Below are 19,685 nucleotides of genomic sequence, written 5' to 3'. Positions count from 1 at the left end.
GGACTAAATGTTCCCTTCTTGCGGAGGGTTCGAAGGAGGGAAGCCATCGTGCTGCACGCCGTCGAGCAGGCGGCCTGCAGCCTTCTTGCCTGCGCGATGGACCATCGCCCAGCCGTCTGCCGCTGTGGCGCCGTTCGGATAGGCTACGGCGTCGTAGCCGCCTGGCACAACTCGACCGTCGAGAGCTACCGCAGCGGTTTCGAATCTGCCGGCACCAAAGTCTCCGGAGCCGTCTGCCCATTCACCGTTTTGCTTGTACAGGAACGGCACGTCCGCCGCCGCGCACTGGTCGCGCAGGCTCCGCGCCCAGGCCGGATGCCTCGGCCGTGCATGAGGGCCGCTCTCGCCACCGGCAATTACCCAGTCGATACCGCGATCACGCGCATCGCAGTAGAAGGGAATTGGCGACGGTGCATCATGCGGCAGCCTGATCGGCCCCAACAGCGGCTCAACGGATAGGAAGCGCACCCGGGCCGGCACGGCAAGCAGCTTCGGGACGTCGCGGTCGGCTTCGTCCTGGTTGCAGATGGTGGCGCCGAGCCAGACGCTGTCCGGCATACTCGGCGTCTCGAGCCTGTCCATCCAGAAAAGGTGCTGCGCGACCTCGAGCATCATGGCAGGCACGTTGCCGATGCGCTTCGTCAGCAGCAGCCAGTCCAGGTTGGGCGTTCTTTCGATCAGGTCGAACAGGTCCGCGCGCCAGGCCGGATCAACCTGGTTGTCGAACACGTCGGCCAGGCTGGCGCAGAAGACACGGCGGCGTGCGGGAGTCAGTACCTCGGTCGTGTGGCAGGCTGAGTTTGGGCAATGGCGGTGCGGATAGTCGTGGCCGAACTCGCACGCCTTGGAGTCCTTTTCCTCGCCGCGCCAGCCGCAGGCCGCGCACTCGAAGAATTTCTCTCTGTTCCAGCGTTCCGCCAGCTTCCAGTTGGCGGCCGACGTGCGGTGCCGATTTTCCTTGGCGCCCCACGTCACGCCCAGCACGCGCGCCGGCGTGGACACCTCGGCATAGCAGTGGTCGCACGCCGGGGACACCTTGGTGCAGCCGATCCACGGGTTGAACGTGGCGTCGGTCCATTCGATCTTGCTGTTCTCGCTCATGCAGCATCTCCCGTTGGCAGGAAGGTGCGCAGTGCCGCCGCCTTAGCGAGCATCTCGTCGTGGGCGGCCTTCGGTTCGTGGTCATCTCCCCAGTTGCCATCCGTGGCATTCCCTCTCGCGACGTTGGCAGCCTCCGCCTCGATCAGCTCAGCAGCCTCACGAATAGCCTTGTTCTTGGCCTCTTCGGAAAGGGCCGGGGCGATGGCGGCCAATTGTTGGCGAAGACGTTCTGCCTCTTTTTCGGCTTCTTCCCGCCTTCGTGCCTGCTCTGGGGTGAGGTACGGTGTGATGTCGTGAACCCTCCGCACAGCATCGAGCACTTTTCCGGCATCGACAGGCGAGATTCGGTAGCCGGCGTCGAATAGTGCGCCACCGATGGCTAGTACATAGGGGTTGGCCTCCGGAGCCTGAGAATCCGGCAAGGGCGGCCGCTCCGGGTACACCGAAGCCGCTCCAGGGCCGAAGGCTTGCCCCATAGTCCCTTCCAGTACTTCGGGCCGCGAGCAAGCCGGCTTACGCTCCAAGGCAGAACCCAGGCGCGCAACCATCGTGCGTAGCAGGGCACGGAAGGGGCCCGGCTGCTTCGCGTTTTCAGTCATGTTGGTCATGGCAAGTCTCTGTTCTCGATCGACCGAGCGAGGTGGTCCGCGCCGCCAGGCTCAGCAACACGTTTCGCCAACACCTCATCCAGGGTGCGTCCGCAGAACTCGCACGTGCCCTTGCCCCAGGCGCCGCCGGTCCAACAGTGACGGGAAGCTACGCGCAGGCCGGTCTTTGGGCTGCGTCCACTCAGGGCGCCGCACGACCTCAGATGCGGGCGGCTCAATTTCTCTTTCCTTTGGCGATCACGGCATCGACCCAGGCGGCTGGCGTTTCGTGCTTGCCGACGACCATATCCATGTCCGGCTGGATCCCTATCAAAGAGACCACCACGCTCGGCACGCTGTCGCCCTGGTCGCAGTCCTCCGTCACAACGTGCAGGCGCGGCTCAATCGAGCGCCACCGCTCCGCATCGCGATTCTCGTTGCTGTGCTGCCCTGGACTCGCTGCTAAGCACTCCAGCGTATCGTCCAGGGAGAGCTTGTCATGCAGGGCCTTCCACAAGGTCTCCAGCAGTGCTCGGTTCGTCCGGCCGTGCTTGTCCTGGTACTCGTCGAGCAAACGCGCCGCCTGCCGCGTGCGCACATCCTTGCGGTCGAACTCGGTGGTGATGTTGAGGAGCCAGCGCAAGGAGTTGAGGCCGCCGAACACGCTCTTTGCTAGGAGAACCTGTCCATCGATCACCGCTGCCGTGCTGGGCTGCTCTGAGGCTAGAAGGGCGCGTGCCTGGGTAAGGGACTCTGCGGAGACTTCCTCCTCTAGCAACTCTCGCCAGGCCGTTGGGAGTGCGCCCAATGAGTCGGCCCGGTTGAACAGCATCATGGCGAAATTGCCGACGTCCACGGGATCCCCTTTGGGAATGTGGCCAATCAGCGCCGCCGCTAGAAACGACGCCGGGCATCGTTCAGGATCATCCCAGCCTCGACGCCCCTTCACGCGGCTGGCAGCCATCTTCGCCTTCATGGCGGCGGCGAAGCGGTTCACTGCGGCATCGTCCGGATGCCCTTCAATGCAGGGCTGTTCTGCGGTCACGAGCTCCCGGGAATCGGGGTCGAAGTTCGATGGCGGCAGGCCGTAGCCGACAAACGCCAGCAGATGCCGGGCCGCGCCGACGATCAGGTTCTCGTCGGCGCCCTCCTCGCCGGACAAGTGCTGATCGCTGATGGTCAAGATCGTGCGACCGTCCTGCTCGACGCGCACGGACCAGTTCTCGCCCATGGCACGCGAGTCATTGGCCACCGCCTCGGCGCTCGAGTGCGGGCCGGCGAAGCGGCGTTTCATGTCGAACAGAGCGGCAGAAGGGTTTTGATTGTAGTACTCAACAGCGGCCCGTTCGTCATGGACGGTCCCGACGTGCTGAGGCAAGGGCGAGGACATCGGCTTCGCGGCCCGCTTGGCACGGATCTGCTCGACCTTCGTCCAGATGCGCGCGAGTTCTGTCTCGCCGGCCTCGTGCATGTCCAGACCCTGCGCCAGGCAAAGCGCGGCCAGCGTCACCATAACGCCGCCGACTTCCTGGGCTCTTTCGCCAACTGGGCGCCCATAGACGTAGTCCACAAGCTGATGCGCCTCGCTCTGCGTGGCCCCGCACGCTTGCACGAGTTCCAAGGCCTCTTCGAGGAAGCGGTAGTTGCGTTCCTGGCTATTCGCAGCGATCTCGGCGCCAAAGCACGCCAGCATCCAGGGTTGAACGCGCGCCTGGAATGCTGACTGCTCCGGCGGCTGGGGGGCGTGGGGCTGGGCTCGAATGGCGCGGGTGAGATCTGCGCGCACGTACTCGACGTCGGCGTCGTGTTGCCGGCCAGCGCACCAAGTGACCTCATGCAGATCACCGAATGAGGTGTTATCGGCGATGTCGCCCACAACCAACACGATGTGCTCCGGGGCGTTCACCACCACCGCCTGCGCGCCCTCGCGGTGTGTTACTGGCTGCGGCATGACACGCAGAGCTCTGCGCATGCGCTCCACGGCGTTCTCAGGTGTCACCGCACCGTACTGGAGTTCGGTTTGGATACCCAGGATTGCGCCGAGCAACTCCTTTGCATCTTGCCCTTCAGCGAATTGGACTCCTGCCTGGAAATTCTCGGTAGGCTTGCAGTCTTCGATCATCTTAGATGGCTCCTTTGACGATTACGGCGGAAAAGATAGCTGCGTACGTCGCTGCATTCGGTCTTGCCATGGTGGCGACGACGTCATTCCCATTTGTCAGGATGAAGTGGGTCTTTCGCTCGGCTAGCTTCCATCCTGGCGGGAGCGCTCCTTCGTGCTTGTCCTCGCTGGGCTGCTCTGCCGCCGAAGGAAGGCTAGTGCGGTGCGCAAGCTGCCAGCCGATCGGCAGCTCGGGCAGGCCGGCGTGGCGCTCGGTTGCGGGGCGGCCTCCCGAGCGGCGTTGAGCGTGTCGCACACCCATTGCACTATCTCGGTTTTCACTGTATGCAGTCAATAAACGACGTCACTCACAGTTGCCTCAGGCATAGCCCAAGGTAACAGCGCGGCATAGTCATCGGCCGTGGTGGCCAGAGGCAACTTGGTGAACAGCCAGACGAGGTAGCGATACGGGTCAATGCCGTTGGCTTTGCATGTCTCAACGAGGGAATAAAGATTGGCACTGGCATGCGCGCCTGCGACGGTGGAGGCGAATAGCCAGCCGCGGCGCCCGACGACAAATGGGCGAATCGCGTTCTCGCAAGGGTTGTTACATATCGGCCAAGAGCCGTTTTTTATGTAACGGATCAGCTTCGGCCACTGCCCGTTGAGGTAGTGCAAAGCCTTGCCAAGCAAGCCACCTGGCACGACGGTATCACGATGCTCGGTGAGCAGCTTTTCGATGAGATCGAGAACCCGAGCGCTGTAGCGCGCGCGTAAGCGCAAGCGTCGTTCAGCCGTCCATTGCGCGCTGCGCGCCTCGGCGGCATAGAGCTTGGCAATCAGCCTGACGAAGCGCGTAGGTAGCTGATCTGGCGAGCGTGCCGCTTTGGGAATGGCGTCCTCGGCCTTGATGAAGTATCGCCTGGCATGAGCCTTATGCCGAGCTCGGCATAATGCAGAGGATTTTTTGTTTAGCGGTCGCGGCCTCAGATGCATGAGTCGAGCCGGCGAGATCGGTCCGCGAGCGGTAAATAAAAAATCGTTTGTGCTAAACCGCTCCGCAGGCGCTGGCGTCTATGGGCATTGAATGAACGGCGCGGTGATTTGCGGTACCCGGCGCGTGGCCATCGCACGCCGGAAGCGGGCGGTCTGACAGAGCCGGTCGCGCGAAGACAGTGAGAATGCGAGGGTCAGCGGGCAGATAGTGCGGAGTTTCGCGACATTGTGATGGTGCGAAGACGGCAAAGCACGAGTTGGTTCGCGTTGGCCGCATGGGGAAGACCAACGTGCTGGGGGCTGGTGCTGATGCCGGTCAATGTCCATGACTGGGATCAGGTGGAGCCCGCGGCAGGATGCCAGGCACACCGCCTTCGATGCGGACCATGTGGCCCTTGCCGCAGACGGGGCAATCGCGCAGTGACCTGCCGGTGAGCCGCTGGTAACGGTCACGGTAGTCTTCCCCGATGGCGGGTGACGCAGCAGCGGGCGGCTCGACACCGAGCAGCCGTCGGCAGGTGGCGAGGCGCGCCGCCCGGTGGCAGTTGGCGAGCCACCCGTAGCTGCGGATGCGCTTGAAGCCGACGGGCAGCACGTGCAACAGGAAGCGGCGGATGAACTCGTCGGCCGTGAGCGTCATGGTCCTGTGGCGGGCTTCGTGACGGTAGTCCTTCCACCGGAAGAGCACCGAATCGCCATCAAAGCGCAGCAACCGGTTATTCGAGATGGCGACGCGATGCGTGTAGCGGCCCAGGTAATCGAGCACCTGTGCGGCGCCGCCAAACGGTGGCTTCGCGTAGACGACCCACTCCGCGTGAGCGGCGGGCGCGAGCCAGGCGGCGAACGCTCGCGGATCGCGCAACGGCTCGAGCTGGCCATGAAAACGCAGCGCGCCGGCGTCGAACGCGCGACGCAGTTGGTCGAGAAAGAGCCGCCGGAAGAGCCGCGAGAGGACTCGCACGGGCAGGAAGAAGCCGGGTCGGCAGGCGATCCAGCGCTCGCCGTCCGGGGCGATGCCGCCGCCGGGTATCACGCAGTGCACGTGCGGATGGTGCAGCAGATTCTGCCCCCACGTGTGCAGGACCGAGAGGAAGCCGATCTCCGCGCCCAGGTGCTTCGGGTCGGCGGCGATCGTGCGCAGCGTTTCGGCGCTGGTGCGAAACAGGATGTCATAGAGCACCCTCTTGTTCTGGTAGGCGAGCGCCGCGACGGGCTCGGGCAGCGTGAAGACGACATGAAAATACTCGACCTCGGGGAGCAGTTCGGCGCGCCGGCGTTCGAGCCATTGCGCGCGGGCGAGCGACTGGCACTTCGGACAGCAGCGATGGCGGCACGAGTCGTAGGCAATGCGCTGATGACCACATGTATCGCACTGCTCAACATGTCCGCCGAGCGCGGCGGTGCGACACAGCTCGATGGCGCTCATCGTGCGCCGCTGGGCACGACTGAGGGCGTCGGCATGGGTCTGCCGGTACTTTGGGCCGCAGCGGCGGAAGATGTCCGCCACCTCGAGCGCCGGTCGCATCGCCGGCTTCAGAAGTATGCGGGCGGTGTGGGCTCAGGCGGGATGGGTGCGGGATGCGGCAGCAGGTCAAAGGGACTCGGGGTCGCGCACACGGTGCTGGTAGCCACTTTCAAGTAGCGCGCCGTCGTCGAAAGGCTGCGATGGCCCATCAGCAGCTGGATCCGGCGCACGTCGGTGCCGGCCTCCAGTAAATGCGTGGCGAAGGCGTGCCGCAGTGAATGCGGTGTGATGGGTTTCTTGATGCCGCTGCGCTTACGTGCAAGCTGGCATGCCTGGCCCACGGCATCGCGGCTGATCGGTTGCCCGGAAACAGCCACTCCCGCGGGTGAGCGTCCTGCCAGTACAGTCTCAGGATCTCGAGCAGCCGCGGCGACAGCATGACGTAGCGATCTTTCCTGTTTTTGCCCTGGTTCACACGGATGACCATGCGCTTGCTGTCGATATCGGTGACCTTCAGATGCACGACTTCTGACACCCGCAGTCCGGCGGCGTACGCGGTCATCAGGATGGTGCGCTGCTTGAGACTGGCGATCGACTCGAAGAAGGTCGTGATCTCCTCCAGGCTGAGGATGACTGGCAGTCGGACCGGCTTCCTCGGCAAGGGAAAGTCCTCGTCGCTCCAGTCGCGTTTGAGCGTCACGCGGTAGAGAAAGCGCAGTGCGCCGATCGTTGCGCCGAGACTGGCGGGTGCCAGCTTGCGCTCTTCACGGAGATAGACGAGCCAGGCTCGGATCTCCTCTGGACCCAGCAGTTCGGGCGAACGGCGAAAGTGCCGGGCGAAACTGGATACCTGAATCAGATAGGACTTCTGGGTATTCTCTGCAAGGTTGCGGATCTGCATGTCATGCAGCATGCGTTGGCGCAGTGGCGTCATGGCGAGCCTCCTGGAAGCAGTGGGTGGAATGCCCAACCGGGCATTCACATACTGCTCCTGGCGACACCGCTCACCACCTCGCTGGGGTTCAGCGCCAGACAACCCTCTTCATGAAACGTCAGCCATAGACCTGTGCCCACCTCCCACTACCGCGTCAGCGGTTTAGTGTACGCCCGTGATGGCGTGCCATTTGCAGGGTGAAAGTCCCTGTCGGAGTTGGCCACAGCTCCGTAGCTGAAGGTAACTGCGTCGTCGTGAGACGGGGTGGGGAGTAACCGGAAGCGAACTGTCGGTCCGTAGGTTAACGAACCTGTTTCGGCGGGGTATGGCGGCGAGCCTGCACTAAAGTGGCGAAGCCTGGAAGTAACACAGCACGCTGTCGTGGCGGACAAAGCGGTGCGGTGGCGTACCACGTGTTTGAGGACGGGACGATGGGATGGTGGCACGAAGCAAGCGGGGAGACCTGCCGGCGAGGTGAACGCTGGCAGGAGTCAGAGTCCCGATAGTACTGCACACGGAAGAGTCAAGCCGTGGAGACCTGCGTCAGAGCAAAAGGCGCACTAGGGAAGCGGGGCAGGAAAGTTGATAGCAAAAGACCGGAAGGAAGCAGAGATGAAGATCGAAGCATCGCCAGTGTCGGAAACGACTAGACGAGATGCAAACGCGCTGGGAAGCTGCGTGCAGCGGAAATTCGCGTCAGCTTCAATCTGGACGGACGCTATGTTGGCTGCTCTACAAAACGGAGTTAAGGGAGGTAAATGGCACAGTCTGATTGACAAGGTGTTTCGCCTGGACACGCTCGCGCTGGGATGGGCTCAGGTCGAGAAGAACGCCGGGGCGGCGGGAGTGGACCGCATGAGCGTGAAGCGATTCGCGCAAGCGCGGGACCGCTATCTTGCTGAACTGGCGCATGCATTGCAGGATGGTAGCTATCGCCCGCAGCCGGTGCGGCGCGTCTACATACCGAAAGGTAAAGGACGTCGCCCGCTCGGTATACCCGCTGTGAAGGACCGCGTGGTTCAAGCGGCCCTGAAGCTGGTAATCGAGCCGATCTTCGAGCACGAGTTCGAGCCAAGAAGCTACGGCTTCCGCCCGGGCTTGGGATGCAAGGATGCGCTCCGAGAAGTTGACCAGCATCTGAAAGCGGGCTACTGCTGGGTGGTCGATGCTGACCTGCAAGGCTATTTTGACTCGATCCCACACCTGCCCCTTCTCGCGAGAGTGGCCGGGCGAATCGCGGACGGCCGAGTTCTGGAGCTCATCCAGTCCTTTCTCAAGCAAGACATCATGGAAGACATGACGCGTTGGACGCCGACTTCTGGCAGTCCGCAAGGGGCGGTTGTCAGCCCCCTGTTGGCAAATCTGTACCTGCACGAACTTGACGTAGAAATGCGCCAGGCAGGGCTGGTCATGGTGCGCTACGCGGATGACGCCGTGGTGTTATGCCGCACACGTGAGGAAGCGGAAGCAGCGCTCACTCGCATGCGGGCTTGGGTGGATGCGAACGGCTTGACACTGCATCCCGACAAAACCCACGTTGGGGATTGCCGGCTGGAGGGTCATGGCTTCGAGTTTCTCGGTTACCGGTTCGAGGCGGGCCAACGGTGGGTGCGCAAGAAGAGTCTCATGGGGTTGCGGGATAAAATCCGGGCCCTGACCAAGCGTAACAGGGGCGATTCGATCGAGAGCATCATTGCGTCGATCAACCCGATCCTGCGTGGCTGGTTCGGCTATTTCCAGCACGCCCACCGCTACACCTTCTCGTCGGTCGACGGCTTTGTTCGTCGCCGTCTGCGATCGATCTTGCGCCGACAGCTTCATCGTCCGGGGCAGGGTCATTGCCTTCGCGATCACACCCGATGGCCAAATGCCTTCTTCGCTAATCTTGGGCTGTTCACGATGTCCGAGGCCCTTCGATTGGCGCGCCAATCCCGATGTGGAAACAACTGACTGGAGAGCCCGTCGCGGGAAAACCGCACACCGGGTTCGGAGGGAGGGGACGGCGAAAGCCGTTTCCTACCCCTATACTAGGCGCATTATCCCGAGTGCGGTTTTATCTTGAATGAAGTCGCTTAGCGGGCGTTCATGCGGTCGATCGATGATCCGAGCTTCAGATAAATTTGGATTGCTCACAGGGACTTCAAGAACGCCAGCATATCGCCCTTTGGCTTCCATGTCTTCGCGTTCGCCGGTTCAATGCCAGACTTCGTCCAGAATGCGAGCATCGCCTCGCGCTTCATCTGCAGGTTGGTCGTGATGTAGCGGCCGGTCGTGGCGACGCTGGCGTGGCCGAGATAGTCACGGATTACCGTCACGTCGGTTCCTGATTGCAGAAGCGCAACGGCGCAACTGTGACGCATGACGTGTGGCGTGATGTGCTTGCGTCGCAGCACTGGGTTGTCGCGAGCCGCCGCCGCTACGTGTTTGCTGAGAACGTAGGCGACACCATCGCGGGTCATAGGTTGGCTGTTTCGATTGAGGAATACGCACTGCTCATCGGTAGCGCCTGACATACCGCGCAGTCGGTGCAGCGCGTTGGCCGTCTCCGTCCAAAGCGGCAACAGGCGCTCCTTCTTACCCTTGCCGTGCAAACGAACCTGTCGTGGTGAGGTCAATTGCAGATCGTCCCATCGAAGTTCGGCAGCCTCGCTGACCCGAGCACCAGTGTTGTAAAGAAAGAGCAGAAGCGTGTAGTCACGCCAACCGTCGACGGTGCGCCGGTTGGGCATGCTGATGATCAGGCGGACATCCTCGGCCTCAAGGTAGGTCGCTGGCCGCTGACGAGCCTTCTTTGCCGGGATCGCTAGTACTCGCACGTACTGCTGCGAGTGCGCCAAGTCGTTGCGCAGGAGATGCTTGAAGAACCCACGGATCGCTGCTCGCCGGCAATTGCGTGTTGCTGCAGAATTCGATCGCTGCGTCTCGATATGATTCAGGAAGCGCGTCACGGCATCAGCGTCGATGTCGCCGAGCTGCAAGGAAGCAACCGCTCGGCGGCGCTGGTCAGCAACGAATTTGAAAAACAGCGTCAGTGCATCACGGTAGGCTCGAATGGTGTGGACGCTGGCACCTCGCTGCGTTGGCAGGTACTCTGTGAAGTACGACTGCACATGTGCGAACAGCCCATCCTGTGACCGGCTCATGGCAATCTGCGCTTGCGGCGCGAGAGCTGTTCGAAGCGCTGGCTCGCGAGTTGCAACAGCTCAGGCGTGGCCTTGAGATACACCTCCGTGCCGAGGACGTTCTGGTGGCCAAGGTAGGCCGACAACCACGGCAGCTTCGCGTGCACGTCAACACCCTCAACGGCCCAAGCGGTCAGCCGATGTACGGCGAAGGCATGTCTCAACTCGTAAGGCCTGGCACCCGATCGCCCGCGTGGCGGCTTCAAACCGAGCGCACGCAGCAGATATCGCAACGCATCCGAGGCCGCACGCACAGTGAGCGCTGATCCGTCGCGACGGATGAAGAGTGTCAATGGATCGTCGGCCCGGCTTGCCGACAGGACTTCCTTGCGCTGGCGCAGGTAGAAGCGTAGTTCGGCGACTAAATCGTCGCGGATTGCCAGGATGCGCGAGCGCCCCTTGCACTGTCAGAACGGCCATGCGTAGATCGACGTCGGCCAGATGCAGCCTGGTAGCTTCGCCCAGCCGCATCCCGGTGCAGTACAGTACGAGCGTGAGCGCGCGCAACATCGCACCCCACATGTTGCGACCTTCGTGCCGCGTGGCAGCGTCCAGCAAGGCAAGCACCTCTTCGCGACTGAAGATGTAAGGCACGAACACCGATTCCTTGACCGGCGCCACCGCGTGATCGGGGGCGAAGCCATATGGATCGCTGCGGCGGCGGAACAGGCACAACTGGCGCACGACACCGAATTCGTTACCCACCGTGATGGCCTTGCGGCCTTCGATCCGCGTCACCCACTGTGTCACCACTTGGTCTAATGCCACCGGGCGGTCGCCGTGCCGGTCACGGACGAAGCGCACGAAGCCGTTGAGCACGAACTCGGCACGGCGGTAGCCCATGCCCATGGCCCGCTTGAACGCCAGGAACTGCATTGCGTCGCGAGCCAGGGCGGTGGCGGTAGTCTTCGTGCTCATCGCGGCACCGGAAGAGAGACCTCACGCAGCGACTGTGTGGCGATACGCACATAGGCAGACTCACGAATTTGACGCCGGTCTTCGGTCGCGACATCTGCAGCGTGCTGGCATCCCAGTCAATGTCCTGCAGTTGCAAGCCGATCACTTCGCCAGCGCCCAAACCATAGGTACTCATCATCAACAGCAGCGCATGGTCGCGCAGTCCGCGTGCCGTGCTTGTGTCCACAGCGCGCAGCAGTCGCCGAACGTCCTCCCACGGTAACGCGCGTTGGGGGCGTTCGAACCTGGGCTGTACCGGCGAGATTACCCCATCGGCCAAGTTGGTGCGAATGCGCCCGCTGGCCAGCAGGAACCGGGAAAAGGATCTAATCGTGCTGGCGATGCCGGCTGTCGTCGAACGTGCATAGCGACTGGCGCATTCGATTAGGAATGCGTCGATGTCGGGCAAGCTCAGACGACGCCAGGATTTGCCAGATCGACGCAGGTGCTCCAAGAGCTTGCCGACATCGTCGAGCTTCTTGCGAATCGTGATCTCAGGGTTGCCACGATGTTGCCCAAGGTAGTCAGCGTAGCCACGCAGAACCGCCGTAGCAGGTCGTCGACGGCGTTCGATGGATTGCCACGGCGACACCGGCAAGCCCATGACTTCGTAAACGCGCCGCAGCGAACGCAGAGACGAACTCGCGAGACCGAGATGCACGGGGTTGATCTTGCGAAAGCGCGTGTACCAAGCCCGGAAGCGTTTCACGCCGGCGCGCGATAGCTCGGCGCCTTCCTCCAGCCCACGGGCACGGCAATAGCGTCGAAACCGACCGATCCACTGCAGGTACTGCTGCGCGGTACTTGCACGGATACATCGATCGCCATGCCATACGCGCAGAATGTCCTGCACGCTAGGTGTGCTCTCGGAGGGCTGGGGCTTGGGTGACTGCGTGTCCATGCAAGCATATACGCAAGCTCGTCCTAATCGGATTCAAAAGCTCATTGAACGCGCTGGATTTATGTGGGGCTGCGCCACCCTGGCTCCTCGTGTGGACAGAATCTAATGCGTCGCGCACCAGATAAAGCCGCACTCGGGATAATGCGCCCAGCAACCGACTTCGATGATGCGGCCGGTGCGATAGAGGGCATCGTGGCCACTGTAGGCGTCGGCCTGCAGGTACCCCCGATAGTCGCGCAGGAAGGTGAGCGGATGGGTGGCGGCACGGGATTCGGCGAACTCGAACATGACCGCCGGCGGGTGATCGACCCACAGCCCATTCTCCTGCCGCTGACCGGCTCCGAGGTAGCCCCACAGGTGCGCCTGCTTGGTGGTGGCGCGCCCGCGTTCGAGCAACGGCAGCGTGGTGTCGTCCAGGTGCAGGCGCGGTGCCTGCAGGATGTGGGTGCGCAAGGATGGCAGGAGCGTCTCCAGCAGCTCGGCCGACCCCAACTTCCATTCGCACAGTGTGGCACGCGGCAGATGAATGCCCAGGCGGGCGTAGCCCATCTCCTGCCGGTGGATCGGCAAGTGGTCCACAAAGGTATTGACCTGGATGTTGGCGAGCAGGCCCGCGCTGGCGTTGCTCTTCGGTAACGGCGAGGGCTGCGCGGTGGCGGTCACGATGGTGGACTCATCGTTCTTCATGGCCGCATACTTGAAGCGGATGTGCTCGATGACGGTAAGCTTGGCTGGCTCGTAATGCAGCGTCTCGCTGCGCTCCTCGCCGATGCGCTGCAGTGAATCGAAGGCGGCCTTCTCCGCCGCGGACAGATCGTATTCGATCCGCGTGCGCGGTAGGTCCTTGGGCAGTGCCGGGCGCCCCTTGCGGGTGTGGCCCGCCACTTTGACCTCTGAGGCGGTTGCCGGTGACGGCAGATCGAGCGGCGCGGCAAAGAGTTCGGCCTGACCCGGCAGACGTTCGGAGCTGGCGCCGAAGTGCGCGCGGTTAAGCTGCGCGATCTGGTGCTTCAATATCTCCAGTTGCTCCCACAGCGCGCGGGCGACCCGGTTCTGCTCCAGCGCGAGGGTACGTACCGCCTCGAGATCGGCTGGCAGGTCGGAGGGTGTCAGTACCGGAAGCATGGCGCCATGATGCGCCAGCGCCGGCAGGTTTACAAGTCACAAGATGCGCGTGGCAGCGACGGTGCAGTGGGGCCGAACCGCAGGGATCTCGATGCCTTCGAGCCAAGCGTTCAATTCGGCCAGCGTGAAGCCACGCTGGGCTAGCGTCGCCGGCGAAGGAAACCGGCCGCGCGAAAGCCGCTTGTACCACAACGCGAAGCCGGTGCGGTCCCAATACAGAATCTTGACCTTCGATCGATCGCGGCCGACGAAGACAAACAGGTGGCCCGACAGGGGATTCTTGGCCAGCAACGGCTCCACCAGATACGACAGGCCGTCGATGGACTTGCGCATGTCGACCGCGTCACGGCAGATGAAAGCCTGCACATCGCCGCTGATCAGCACCGGCCGCCTCCCAACTGTCCCAGCACGAAGCGCACGATGCGTTCGGCATGCACCCCGGCCATCTCGATACGTGCGCCGCCCAGCGTGACGACCACTTGGTCGCATGACTTCAATGGTGCCGGGTCGCTCGCCGGCAGGACATTCGGTAGCGCTGTCGTTGCCGCGGCGATGAATGCCGTATCCGCAGTCACTGCCATAGGCGAAGTCACCGGTGGCTCGTGGTTCAATCGCTTGCGCCACAGACCGAAGGTGCTAACGGCCAATCCGTGCTGTCGGCAGAAGGCTCGAATGCTCCCGCCGCTGTGACCCCATTGTGCGAGCATCTCTCGCCAGAAGGCTTCGTCGTGCCGGTTATACCTTGCCCCTGCTCGTCCGCTCATACCCTCGCGCTGATCGGCCATCACTCCACTCCCGCCTACCGTGAAGCCGTAACCTTCTCATCAGCGCCCACGACTCGCCAGCCGGGTTCCGCTGACGGTTACGGATCTTCAGTGCGATACGCACATATGAAGCTAGCCTAGATCTTGACTTCCGGGAACAAATGAAGGGAAGTCAAGATATGAGGGTTACATTACAGCTGCCGAATGGTTACTTGACCGCCGGAAAGTCCAGAATCGTGTCGTTGACGCGATTGAAGATGTTGGTCGTCAGAATCGCGGTGACTGCGAGAATCGATTCAGTGATTTGCGAATCGGTATAGCCAGCCCGGCGTACGTTATCCAGGCTGCTCTGCGGAACGGTACCGGTTGTGCGAACCAGGGTTAGCACGAATTTTACGAGCGCGTCAAGTTTTGCATCTGAGCTCAATCCGCCAGCGCGCAGTTCAACCATCTGTTCAGCAGTAAAACCCGCCATTTTGCCGGTCAAAGTATGTGCTGCGAGGCAATAGTCGCAACCGCTGTTTTCGCTAATAGCAAGGTTGATTGCTTCCAGCTCTTTCGCAGAAAGTTCGCCGCTGGATTTCAAGGCTGCGTTTGTCGCCAGCAACGACTGGAGCACGACGGGAGATTGCGAACCAATGCTCGCGTACGCGTTCGGAACCTTCCCGAGGCCGCGTTTGATGTTAGCGAACAGTTCGGCAGTTAAGCCGGTGGCGGACGTGACATCGATCGTGGACATACGAGTCATTTGGATTCCTTTAGTAAGGTTAAGCTACGGGGATGGGGTTCTCGGCCAGGGACTGGTTGAATTGGTCGACCAGCGTGTGTTCCTGGGAACCAGGGTTGTTGCGCAGCGGCATTGCGATATCCACCACCACCTCGGTGGTGGCGGTCTCGAGCTTCCGCACCGTTTCAGCGATAAATGCAGGCAGCGGCATGGCGCGTGAATCGCCGCTCCTGTAAATCAGGTCGGTATCTACCCACGGAGGTGCAATCTCCAGCACCCGCTCACTGGTGCCACGCAGCATGAAGCGCTGCGATAGCGCATACGAGTGGATTGCTGCCTTAGTGGCCGAGTACAGCGCCGTGCTCGCCAGTGACACAAAGGCCAGAACCGAACTGTCGTTGATGATCGTGGAATCGGGCTGCGACTTCAGGTGCTCAACAAACGCTGCCCTAGAACCGAGGCAAAAACAGGGACGAAGGGTTCGCGACGGCCATCATTTATGCTAGGAAGCGGTCTACCTGCATCACGAAATCTTCAACCTCCTGGAACAGAAACGCGTGGCCAGCATCGGGATAAAGGATTAGCTTTGCATCGGGTGCCTGCTGTGACAATACGAAAGAGCGATAGGCCGGTAGCATGACATCACACGCGCCGTTGGCAACGAGCATCGGCAGACGTAGTTCGCTGGCCCGGTGCAGCACGCCCTGCCACGACGAAATGGCCTTGATTTGGGCCATGAATGCCTCGGCCGTGACGGCGGGGCCGCGGTCCAGTTGCCCGGCGATTCTATTCAGCGAGGCGCGGCCCGCGTCGACTGCGCATTCGCTTTGCGGGAAGAACAGAAACAGAAAATCTTCGATGTCATTGACGGGACGCGCCATGACCTGCGGAACTCTCGGATGAGGTTGCGGCCCACCGGTGATTCCACCGGGACTGGATCCAGCGACGATCAGGCGTCGCACCAGATGCGGGGCCTCGAGCGCCAGTTGCTGCGCCACCACCCCGCCTAGCGACCAACCCAACACGTCCACCTGCTTGTGACCCAGTGCTGCGATGACCGCGCATGCTACCGCCGCCATGCCTGCAATCGTGTCCGGCACGATGCCGCCCGACCGCCCGATACCCGTACTGTCGAACCAGATGATGCGCCGGTCCGCCGACAGTTCCTTGATAAACGCCGGGTCCCAATCGTCCATCGTGCCGCGGAACCGCTGCAGCAGCAGTAGCGGGATGCCTCCCTCGGGGCCGGCTTCGCGCGCACAAATTCGGCCATACGGGGTATCGATGTCGAAAGAACGTGTCATGGTGGGTAGTTGTATTGTGGATCGTTCTCGATGAGTTACCTGCCAAGCGTATTGCCGAATGCGCCCCGATGCAGGACATAAACACGGCGTTTTCTGTCATGCCTTCGGTTCGCGCCCAAGCAGCGCTGAATGTGGGAACACGTGTGTACGGCAATGTTGTCCGAAAATGCGGTGTATATGTCAGTCCATGGCGCGTCACTATCCCTATGCTTGCGCGTATCTGCATGCCACACCGCGCGCATTAAGCAGCTCCCTCTTACCCAAAAGGATACACATGCCATCACAACTCGGAACCGCTCTCGTCACCGGATCGTCCTCCGGCATCGGCGCCGTCTACGCTGATCGCCTCGCGGCACGCGGCTATGACCTCATACTCGTTGCACGCAATGAAGAACGGTTGCGCGCGCATGCGGCCAGGCTTTCGAGCACGCATGGTGTCCAGGTGGACGTCCTAGTGGCGGATCTCACCGACGCTGCCGGCCTGCGACGTGTCGAGGCCACGCTCGCTGGCAACGATCGCATCACCATGCTGGTCAACAACGCTGGTTTCGGCGGCGCTGGTACCCTCGCGCAATCGCCGGTGGACGACATGGAACGCATGATCAGCGTCAACGTCACCGCCGTCATGCGACTGTCCTATGCGGCCGCGCCCGCATTTGCCGCGCGCGGCGCCGGGACGATCATCAACATCGCATCGATCGTCGCGATCGCCCCCGAGATCCTCAATGGCGTCTACGGCGGCGCAAAGGCATTCGTACTGGCATTCAGCCGTTCGCTGAAGAAAGAGTTGAGCGAAAGCGGCGTGACCGTTCAGGTCGTACTGCCGGGTGCTACGGGCACGGACTTCTGGGAAGTCGCGGGTCTCCCTACGTCGAACCTCCCGGAAAGCTGGGTCATGACACCCGAAACGCTGGTGGATGCCGCACTGAGCGACCTCGACGCCGGCGTGTTTGCCTCGATTCCGTCGTTGCAGGACGACTCGCAGTGGCAGGCTTGGGAAGCCGCGCGCGAAGCCATGGCGTCCAATCTGTCCTCCCGCGTCGCCGCGCCGCGCTACGCAGCGCGTGCCGGACAGCAAGACTGAAACCTTGACCCCCGTCTCCACATGAAAATAGCAATCGCCCCACTGGCCGTGCTTGCCATGGCCACCCTCTTCGCTCATCAGCCGGCCCGCGCCAGTGAAGCCCTCGCCCAAAAGTACGCGTGCGCGGGCTGCCATCAGGCCAATGCCCGCCTGGTGGGTCCGTCGTGGAAGGAAATTGCGGCCAAATACAAGGGCGGCAGCAAGGCCACGGAGCAACTCGCCGTCAGCATCAAGGCCGGTGGTGGCGGCAAATGGGGCGCTGTACCGATGCCGCCGCAGCCGCAGGTATCCGATGCCGATCTCACCGCGCTGGCGCAGTGGGTTCTCTCGCAGAAGTAGAGGAGTCTCCGATGACCACGCTGAACATCAATGGCAAGACGCTCGACGTCGACGCCGATCCGTCCACCCCGCTGCTCTGGGCCCTGCGCGACAACCTCGGTATGACCGGCACAAAGTTTGGTTGCGGCATGGCCGCATGCGGCGCGTGTACGGTCCATATCAACGGCACCGCGACGCGAAGCTGCGTCATGCCCCTCTCGGCTGTGGCTGGAGTAAACGTCAACACGATCGAGAGCATAAGCGACGACAAGATCGGCCGCGCGGTACTGGATGCCTGGATCCGGCACGATGTGGCGCAATGCGGTTACTGCCAAAACGGTCAGGTGATGAGCGCCGTGAGCCTGCTGCGCACTAAGCCGCGGCCACGCGATGCCGATATCGATCAGGCGATGGCGGGCAACATTTGCCGCTGTGGCACCTATCAACGTATTCGCGCGGCCATCAAGGATGCCGCGCGCGCAATCGCCTGAGGAGCACCATCATGCGTATTCGTGGATTGGAAGCGCTTGCGGGCGGTGGTGGCATGATCGAGTCCAAGGAGAGCGTCGCGCCACTCTCGCGCCGCAGCTTTCTCAAGCTGACTGGCATGGCCGGGGGTGGACTCGCGCTCGGCTTGGTCGGCGGTGTCGACCTCGCCCAAGCGGCGGAAGAAGGCGGGAAGCAAAAGGCGCCGTCGCCACCGCAAGCATTCGTGATTATCGCCCCTGACAATACGGTGACGATCGCCGTCAATCGGCTCGAGTTCGGCCAGGGCGTGCATACCGCGCTGCCAATGGTACTGGCCGACGAGCTCGACGTAGACTGGAAGAACGTGCGATCGATGCTGGCACCGGCGGGGGACGAGTATCGCGACCCGGGCTTCGGCATTCAGATGACTGGCGGTTCCACCGCGCTGATGCATTCGTTTACCCAGTATCGCGAACTCGGCGCGCGCGCCCGCGCGATGCTCGTGACGGCGGCGGCCAAGCAGTGGAATGTGGATCCCGCCAGCTGCTCCGCCGCGCAGGGTGTGGTCACCTCGGGCACGTATCGTGCCACATATGGCGAGCTCGCCGACGCGGCCATGAGTCTGAAGGTGCCGGCTACCGTGGTGTTGAAGGACCCGTCCCAGTTCCGCCTCATCGGCAAGCCCATGCCGAGACTGGACGCCGCATCGAAGCTACGCGGCGACCCGGTGTTCGGCATCGATACCCGACTCAAGGAGATGGTCGTGGCCGTGGTCGCGCACCCGCCGCGCTTCGGCGGCAAGGTGAAGTCGTTCAATGCAGACAAGACGCGAGCGATCAAGGGCGTCGTCGACGTCATGCAGGTGCCCGCGGATCGCGGCGGCTCCGGCGTGGCGGTAGTGGCCACCGGATACTGGGCAGCAAAGCAGGGACGCGACGCGCTGCAGATCGAGTGGGAAGATGCGGGCTCGACAGTCAGCACGCAGGCGCTCTACGAGGAGTACAGCAAGCTTGCGACGCAGCCCGGCAAGGTGGCGCGCCCGCTAGAGAGCGGCGATATGCAGGCGGCCCTCTCAGGCGCAGCACGCGTGATCGACGCCGAGTATCGGCTGCCGTACCTCGCGCATGCGCCAATGGAGCCGCTCAACTGCACCATGCAGGCGGAAATCAGCGGCAATAAGGCGACCAGCGTCAAGGTCTGGGTCGGCTCGCAGTTCCAGACCGTCGATCAGGCGGCGATCGCCCAGACGCTGTCGCTACCCGTCGAAAAGGTGACACTCAACACGATGATGGCCGGCGGCGGCTTTGGCCGGCGTGCCGTGCCGACGTCGGACTATCTGGTCGAATCGGCAGGCGTGCTTCGCGAGTGGATCGCCAGAGGTCATGCCGAACCGCTCAAGGTCATGTGGAGTCGCGAAGACGATATCAAGGGCGGCTACTATCGCCCGCTACATGTCCACCGCGCGCGCATCGGCTTCGACGCAAAGGGTCAGGTCGTAGGCTGGCAGCATGCGATCGTCGGTCAGTCGATCGTCATGGGAACCCCATTCGAGCCGGTTCTCGTGAAGAACGGCGTGGACTCGACCATGACCGAAGGCATCGTCGAGAACGAATACGCTCTGCCGATGCAGGTGACGGCTCATCACCCGAAGGTCGATGTCGCGGTGCTCTG

General features: G+C 62.4%; 18 protein-coding genes and 3 pseudogenes. 5 read left to right on the top strand and 16 right to left on the bottom strand.

The window, feature by feature from the left end:
* Positions 1 to 3: 3 nt before the first annotated feature.
* The 6 genes and pseudogenes from AC1DS6_RS22255 to AC1DS6_RS22230 form a co-directional block, all read right to left on the bottom strand.
* Positions 4 to 1,101, bottom strand: a complete 1,098-nt coding sequence (locus AC1DS6_RS22255; RefSeq protein WP_477103107.1) for a phage Gp37/Gp68 family protein — start codon at positions 1,099 to 1,101, stop codon at positions 4 to 6.
* On the bottom strand, positions 1,098 to 1,709 hold the full coding sequence (locus AC1DS6_RS22250) for a hypothetical protein (protein WP_477103106.1): 612 nt from the start codon (positions 1,707 to 1,709) through the stop codon (positions 1,098 to 1,100). Before AC1DS6_RS22250 ends, AC1DS6_RS22255 begins: the two co-directional genes overlap by 4 nt.
* A gap of 214 nt (positions 1,710 to 1,923) precedes the next feature.
* Positions 1,924 to 3,810, bottom strand: a complete 1,887-nt coding sequence (locus AC1DS6_RS22245; protein ID WP_477103105.1) for a hypothetical protein — start codon at positions 3,808 to 3,810, stop codon at positions 1,924 to 1,926.
* A gap of 330 nt (positions 3,811 to 4,140) precedes the next feature.
* Entirely contained in the window at positions 4,141 to 4,785 is a 645-nt protein-coding gene (locus AC1DS6_RS22240; RefSeq protein WP_477103104.1) for an IS66 family transposase, read from the bottom strand.
* A 316-nt stretch (positions 4,786 to 5,101) separates the two neighbouring features.
* Positions 5,102 to 6,310: an IS91 family transposase gene (locus AC1DS6_RS22235; protein ID WP_477103103.1), complete on the bottom strand. Its 1,209-nt coding sequence runs from the start codon at positions 6,308 to 6,310 to the stop codon at positions 5,102 to 5,104.
* Positions 6,311 to 6,318: 8 nt separating this feature from the next.
* Positions 6,319 to 7,151, bottom strand: a pseudogene (locus AC1DS6_RS22230) (tyrosine-type recombinase/integrase).
* A 645-nt stretch (positions 7,152 to 7,796) separates the two neighbouring features.
* Between AC1DS6_RS22230 and ltrA the strand changes: the two are divergent.
* Positions 7,797 to 9,134, top strand: a complete 1,338-nt coding sequence (gene ltrA, locus AC1DS6_RS22225; RefSeq protein WP_477103102.1) for a group II intron reverse transcriptase/maturase — start codon at positions 7,797 to 7,799, stop codon at positions 9,132 to 9,134.
* A 179-nt stretch (positions 9,135 to 9,313) separates the two neighbouring features.
* Here the strand turns inward: ltrA and AC1DS6_RS22220 are convergent, their stop codons facing one another.
* The 10 genes and pseudogenes from AC1DS6_RS22220 to AC1DS6_RS22175 form a co-directional block, all read right to left on the bottom strand.
* On the bottom strand, positions 9,314 to 10,327 hold the full coding sequence (locus tag AC1DS6_RS22220) for a site-specific integrase (protein WP_477103101.1): 1,014 nt from the start codon (positions 10,325 to 10,327) through the stop codon (positions 9,314 to 9,316).
* Positions 10,324 to 10,707 carry a site-specific integrase gene (locus tag AC1DS6_RS22215; RefSeq protein WP_477103189.1) on the bottom strand — a complete coding sequence of 128 codons (384 nt, stop codon included), beginning with the start codon at positions 10,705 to 10,707 and terminating at the stop codon, positions 10,324 to 10,326. The genes AC1DS6_RS22220 and AC1DS6_RS22215 overlap by 4 nt, the downstream gene beginning before the upstream one ends.
* A 121-nt stretch (positions 10,708 to 10,828) precedes the next feature.
* Positions 10,829 to 10,888, bottom strand: a pseudogene (locus AC1DS6_RS22210) (hypothetical protein); the annotation flags it as partial.
* Between the two features lie 265 nt (positions 10,889 to 11,153).
* The gene (locus AC1DS6_RS22205) at positions 11,154 to 12,176 is read right to left on the bottom strand and encodes a tyrosine-type recombinase/integrase (protein WP_477103100.1); all 1,023 of its coding nucleotides are present in this window, start codon (positions 12,174 to 12,176) and stop codon (positions 11,154 to 11,156) included.
* A 150-nt stretch (positions 12,177 to 12,326) separates the two neighbouring features.
* On the bottom strand, positions 12,327 to 13,349 hold the full coding sequence (gene tnpC / locus AC1DS6_RS22200; RefSeq protein WP_477103099.1) for an IS66 family transposase: 1,023 nt from the start codon (positions 13,347 to 13,349) through the stop codon (positions 12,327 to 12,329).
* A gap of 36 nt (positions 13,350 to 13,385) precedes the next feature.
* Positions 13,386 to 13,733, bottom strand: a complete 348-nt coding sequence (gene tnpB / locus AC1DS6_RS22195) for an IS66 family insertion sequence element accessory protein TnpB (RefSeq protein ID WP_267601637.1) — start codon at positions 13,731 to 13,733, stop codon at positions 13,386 to 13,388.
* Positions 13,727 to 14,056, bottom strand: a complete 330-nt coding sequence (gene tnpA / locus AC1DS6_RS22190) for an IS66 family insertion sequence element accessory protein TnpA (RefSeq protein WP_477103188.1) — start codon at positions 14,054 to 14,056, stop codon at positions 13,727 to 13,729. The genes tnpB and tnpA overlap by 7 nt, the downstream gene beginning before the upstream one ends.
* 265 nt (positions 14,057 to 14,321) lie before the next feature.
* Positions 14,322 to 14,861: a carboxymuconolactone decarboxylase family protein gene (locus AC1DS6_RS22185; protein ID WP_477103098.1), complete on the bottom strand. Its 540-nt coding sequence runs from the start codon at positions 14,859 to 14,861 to the stop codon at positions 14,322 to 14,324.
* 19 nt (positions 14,862 to 14,880) lie between these two features.
* Positions 14,881 to 15,288: pseudogene (locus AC1DS6_RS22180) on the bottom strand (SDR family NAD(P)-dependent oxidoreductase); the annotation flags it as partial.
* A gap of 49 nt (positions 15,289 to 15,337) precedes the next feature.
* The gene (locus AC1DS6_RS22175) at positions 15,338 to 16,144 is read right to left on the bottom strand and encodes an alpha/beta fold hydrolase (protein WP_477103097.1); all 807 of its coding nucleotides are present in this window, start codon (positions 16,142 to 16,144) and stop codon (positions 15,338 to 15,340) included.
* Between the two features lie 274 nt (positions 16,145 to 16,418).
* Here AC1DS6_RS22175 and AC1DS6_RS22170 point away from each other — a divergent pair, with 274 nt between their 5' ends.
* From AC1DS6_RS22170 to AC1DS6_RS22155, 4 genes are all read left to right on the top strand, one after another.
* Positions 16,419 to 17,228, top strand: a complete 810-nt coding sequence (locus AC1DS6_RS22170) for an SDR family NAD(P)-dependent oxidoreductase (protein WP_459569114.1) — start codon at positions 16,419 to 16,421, stop codon at positions 17,226 to 17,228.
* Positions 17,229 to 17,249: 21 nt separating this feature from the next.
* Positions 17,250 to 17,567 (top strand): c-type cytochrome, encoded by a 318-nt coding sequence (locus AC1DS6_RS22165; RefSeq protein ID WP_459569110.1) that lies wholly within the window; start codon positions 17,250 to 17,252, stop codon positions 17,565 to 17,567.
* An 11-nt stretch (positions 17,568 to 17,578) separates the two neighbouring features.
* Positions 17,579 to 18,037: a (2Fe-2S)-binding protein gene (locus tag AC1DS6_RS22160; protein ID WP_477103096.1), complete on the top strand. Its 459-nt coding sequence runs from the start codon at positions 17,579 to 17,581 to the stop codon at positions 18,035 to 18,037.
* Between the two features lie 11 nt (positions 18,038 to 18,048).
* A partial coding sequence (locus AC1DS6_RS22155) for a xanthine dehydrogenase family protein molybdopterin-binding subunit (protein ID WP_477103095.1) occupies positions 18,049 to 19,685 on the top strand: 1,637 nt, incomplete at its 3' end.

The organism is Cupriavidus sp. 05L310, assembly GCF_056398185.1.
The sequence above is the reverse complement of the archived record's forward strand: the minus strand, read 5'-3'. Positions and strand labels throughout refer to the sequence as shown.

Excerpts from the sequence above, each read along its gene's own strand:
- AC1DS6_RS22235 (WP_477103103.1), bottom strand. The coding sequence starts at position 6,310 with ATGCGACCGGCGCTCGAGGTGGCGGACATCTTCCGCCGCTGCGGCCCA.
- AC1DS6_RS22185 (WP_477103098.1), bottom strand. The coding sequence starts at position 14,861 with ATGACTCGTATGTCCACGATCGATGTCACGTCCGCCACCGGCTTAACT.
- AC1DS6_RS22255 (WP_477103107.1), bottom strand. The coding sequence starts at position 1,101 with ATGAGCGAGAACAGCAAGATCGAATGGACCGACGCCACGTTCAACCCG.
- AC1DS6_RS22240 (WP_477103104.1), bottom strand. The coding sequence starts at position 4,785 with ATGCATCTGAGGCCGCGACCGCTAAACAAAAAATCCTCTGCATTATGC.
- AC1DS6_RS22175 (WP_477103097.1), bottom strand. The coding sequence starts at position 16,144 with ATGACACGTTCTTTCGACATCGATACCCCGTATGGCCGAATTTGTGCG.
- tnpA (WP_477103188.1), bottom strand. The coding sequence starts at position 14,056 with ATGCTCGCACAATGGGGTCACAGCGGCGGGAGCATTCGAGCCTTCTGC.
- AC1DS6_RS22220 (WP_477103101.1), bottom strand. The coding sequence starts at position 10,327 with ATGAGCCGGTCACAGGATGGGCTGTTCGCACATGTGCAGTCGTACTTC.
- AC1DS6_RS22165 (WP_459569110.1), top strand. The coding sequence starts at position 17,250 with ATGAAAATAGCAATCGCCCCACTGGCCGTGCTTGCCATGGCCACCCTC.
- AC1DS6_RS22160 (WP_477103096.1), top strand. The coding sequence starts at position 17,579 with ATGACCACGCTGAACATCAATGGCAAGACGCTCGACGTCGACGCCGAT.
- ltrA (WP_477103102.1), top strand. The coding sequence starts at position 7,797 with ATGAAGATCGAAGCATCGCCAGTGTCGGAAACGACTAGACGAGATGCA.
- AC1DS6_RS22245 (WP_477103105.1), bottom strand. The coding sequence starts at position 3,810 with ATGATCGAAGACTGCAAGCCTACCGAGAATTTCCAGGCAGGAGTCCAA.
- AC1DS6_RS22250 (WP_477103106.1), bottom strand. The coding sequence starts at position 1,709 with ATGACCAACATGACTGAAAACGCGAAGCAGCCGGGCCCCTTCCGTGCC.
- AC1DS6_RS22170 (WP_459569114.1), top strand. The coding sequence starts at position 16,419 with ATGCCATCACAACTCGGAACCGCTCTCGTCACCGGATCGTCCTCCGGC.
- tnpC (WP_477103099.1), bottom strand. The coding sequence starts at position 13,349 with ATGCTTCCGGTACTGACACCCTCCGACCTGCCAGCCGATCTCGAGGCG.